This window comes from Streptomyces sp. NPDC050549 (assembly GCF_040655035.1).
Classification (GTDB): domain Bacteria; phylum Actinomycetota; class Actinomycetes; order Streptomycetales; family Streptomycetaceae; genus Streptomyces.
Genome location: NZ_JBFAJD010000103.1, coordinates 1 through 3,013, shown reverse-complemented (window position 1 = coordinate 3,013; position 3,013 = coordinate 1). Strand labels below are relative to the sequence as shown.

General features: G+C 68.5%; 3 protein-coding genes. 2 read left to right on the top strand and 1 reads right to left on the bottom strand.

Translation table 11 applies throughout. The features are described from left to right. Window positions 1–344: 344 nt before the first annotated feature. Both AB0I51_RS48210 and AB0I51_RS48205 read left to right on the top strand, forming a co-directional pair. Window positions 345–1,592, top strand: a complete 1,248-nt coding sequence (locus AB0I51_RS48210) for an IS110 family transposase (RefSeq protein WP_362985864.1) — start codon at window positions 345–347, stop codon at window positions 1,590–1,592. A 206-nt stretch (window positions 1,593–1,798) separates the two neighbouring features. Continuing rightward, complete coding sequence (locus AB0I51_RS48205) at window positions 1,799–2,614, top strand: IS5 family transposase (protein ID WP_362985862.1); 816 nt, start codon at window positions 1,799–1,801, stop codon at window positions 2,612–2,614. On the opposite strand, the gene AB0I51_RS48200 is transcribed toward AB0I51_RS48205, so the two are convergent. Next, window positions 2,586–3,013 (bottom strand): hypothetical protein (locus tag AB0I51_RS48200; protein ID WP_362985860.1); only part of this gene is annotated, 428 nt, incomplete at its 5' end. The two genes, AB0I51_RS48205 and AB0I51_RS48200, sit on opposite strands and share 29 nt — an antisense overlap.

Here is a 3,013-nt window from a genome sequence, read left to right as displayed (position 1 = left end):
CTTAGACGTCATCCGCTTATCGATCACGAGGCTGGGCCGGTCGAACAGGGTTCCTGATCGGGTGATCGCGTGAGGGCCGACGCATGGCAGCAGGGCCTCTTGGTAGTCATCCCGGGCCCTGTCGGTCCCGCCCCGTGGCCGGGAAAATCGGGGCTGGTGCCCGTCCGGAGGACGTCGATCGAGCTTGGTGCCGAACATTGAGCCCGTTTGGTAGTCGGACGCTGGGGCCGAGCGCAGGAGTCCAGTGGTGTTGCCGCGAGCACGCAAGAGAGCTTCTTTGAATCCTGTGGCCCCTGATGGGCGGGCATCGCTACTGGTGCATGTCAGGAAGGGCGAGGCGGGACATGGATGTGATCGAGGAGCGGTGCGGGGGCGCCGACTTGGGCAAGACAGATGTCAAGGTGTGCATCCGTGTGCCGGGCACCGGCAAACGCGCCCGTTATGAGGTCCGTACGTTCTCCACGATGAACGACGGCCTGCTGGAGTTGCGGGACTGGCTGGTGGAGAACAGGATCGCCCGGATCGGCATGGAGGCGACGGCGTCGTACTGGAAGCCCCTGTTCTACCTGCTCGAGGCCGCTGAGGGGATCGAGCCATGGCTGCTCAACGCCCAACACATCAAGACCGTTCCCGGCCGCAAGACCGATGTGAAGGACTGCCAGTGGATCTGCAAGCTGGTCGAACATGGCCTGGTCCGCCCCTCGTTCGTTCCCCCGCGTGACATCCGTCAGCTGCGGGACCTGACCCGGTATCGCACCGAGACCGTCCGGGACCGGGCCCGCGAGGTGAACCGTCTCGCGATGTTCCTGGAGGACACCGGGATCAAGCTGTCCTCGGTCGTCACCGACATCACCGGCCGCTCGGCGCGGGCCATGCTGGATGCCCTGGTGGCGGGCGAACGGGACCCGCAGGTGCTGGCATCCCTCGCCCTGGGCAGTCTGCAGGGCAAGACTCCCTTGCTCACCCGTGCCCTGACCGGTGACTTCAACGGGCACCACGCGTTCATGGTCGCTTCGATGCTACGGGCCATCGACGAGGCCGACGACCGGATCTCCCGCCTGAGCGAGGAGATCGACCGTCAGCTACAGCCCCTGCGGCAGCAGGTCGACCTGCTGATCACCATTCCCGGGATCAGCCTGACTCTGGCCCAGGTCCTGATCGCCGAGATCGGTGTCGACATGAGCCGTTTCGCCACCGCCGGACACCTCGCCTCCTGGGCCGGAGTGTGCCCGGGCAACAAGGAATCAGCCGGCAAACGGCTGTCCGGACGCACCCGCCACGGCGACACCTGGCTCAAGACCGCCCTGTTCATCGCCGGTGCCAGCGCCGCCCACAGCAAGACGACCTACCTGGGCGCGCAATTTCGGCGGTTGGTCCCGCACCGAGGCGCCAAGCGTGCGACCCTCGCCGTCGGACACTCCATCCTCGTCGCCGCCTGGCACATCCTCCACGACCTCGTGCCCTACCGCGATCTCGGCCCTGATTACTTCACCAACCGCCTCGGCAGGGAACGCCAGACCCGACGCCTGATCGCCCAACTCGCGGCCCTCGGCATGGACGTCACCATCACCTCACGCGAACAGACCGCCTGAACCGCGCCAACGCGTATCACTGCAGGTGATTTTCAAGAGAGTTCGGGGGTGCGATCCCAACCGAGTACCAGGAGGCCCTGTTGCCGCAGTCTGTCGCGTCCGCGTGCGTGGAGTCCAACTCGCTGCCACCGTCGTGTGACTGCCTCGCGCACAGGTTCGGCAATGCGGCGGACGGGCCGGACCGCACCCCGAGTTATGGCTCCGACATGACGGAGGCAGAGTGGCGGGTGGTGCGGCCGTTGTTGCCGGTTCCGGCCTGGCTGGAGGGTCGGGGCGGGCGGCCGGAGGGCTATTGCCACCGTGTGATGCTCGACGCGGTGCGCTATGTCGTGGACAACGGCGTGAAGTGGGCCAACCTGCCCGCGGACTTCCCGCCGTATCGCCGTGTGCATGCCTTCGCCCGCCGCTGGCAGGCCACGGGTCTGCTCGCCGAGCTCCACGACCGGCTGCGCGACCGCGTCCGGGAGAAGGAGGGCCGCCCGCCGGACCCGACGGCCGCGATCGTGGACTCCCAGTCGGTGCGGGCGGCGGTGAACATCCCGCGCCCGACCTCAGGCTGGGACGGCGGCAAGAAGGTCGGAGGCCGTAAACGGCACCTGGTGGTGGACTGCCTCGGTCTGGTCCTGGCCGTCGCGGTGAGTGCGGCGAGCGTCCAGGACCGCGACGCCGCCGTCCCGCTGCTTCAGCGCCTGCGAGGGCAGTACTTCTCCATCCGCCTGGTGTGGGCGGACGGCGGCTATGCCGGCCGGCTCGTCGACTGGGCCCGCGAAGAGCTCCGGCTCACCCTTCAGATCGTCAAACGCACCGACGACACGACGGGGTTCGTGGTGCTGCCGCGCAGGTGGGTGGTGGAAAGGACGCTGAGCTGGCTGATGCGCTCGCGTCGCCTGGTGCGCGACTACGAGACGCTGCCGGCCATGCACGAAGCCATGGTGCTGTGGTCGATGACCATGCTCATGAGCGGTCGCCTGGCCGGACGCCGGCCGGCCGGCTTCAGACGGCCGGCACCGCGAGAGCGGTGAACACTCCCGGCCGCACCTGGAGTGCCCACCCTCGCTCCACCAGGCGTTTCGCCTTCGACCGCAGTCCCTCGACCTTCGCCGGGACGGCCTCCAGCCCGAGAGCGACGGCCAGTTGCTGGCAGCGCATGCCCTCCCGGCCCGCTTCAGATTCCAGCACCGACACGATCCGCTGGTAGTCCGGCGCGAGGGCTGTCGCCGCCATGCCCGTCTCCCGCCGGGGCACCACCGAACCCGCCACCGCGCTACCCGTCGGCTCCGCGACCGTCGAAGGCGGCCCGGCCAGCACCTCGGTCACCGTCACCCGGGCATCCACCAACCGCTGAAGCTCCCGTTCCGCCTCACCGAGCGCGGCCTGCACCCGCTCGGCCTCCTCCCGCAACCGTGCGATCTCCTCCCGGA

Excerpts from the sequence above, each read along its gene's own strand:
- AB0I51_RS48210 (WP_362985864.1), top strand. The coding sequence starts at position 345 with ATGGATGTGATCGAGGAGCGGTGCGGGGGCGCCGACTTGGGCAAGACA.
- AB0I51_RS48205 (WP_362985862.1), top strand. The coding sequence starts at position 1,799 with ATGACGGAGGCAGAGTGGCGGGTGGTGCGGCCGTTGTTGCCGGTTCCG.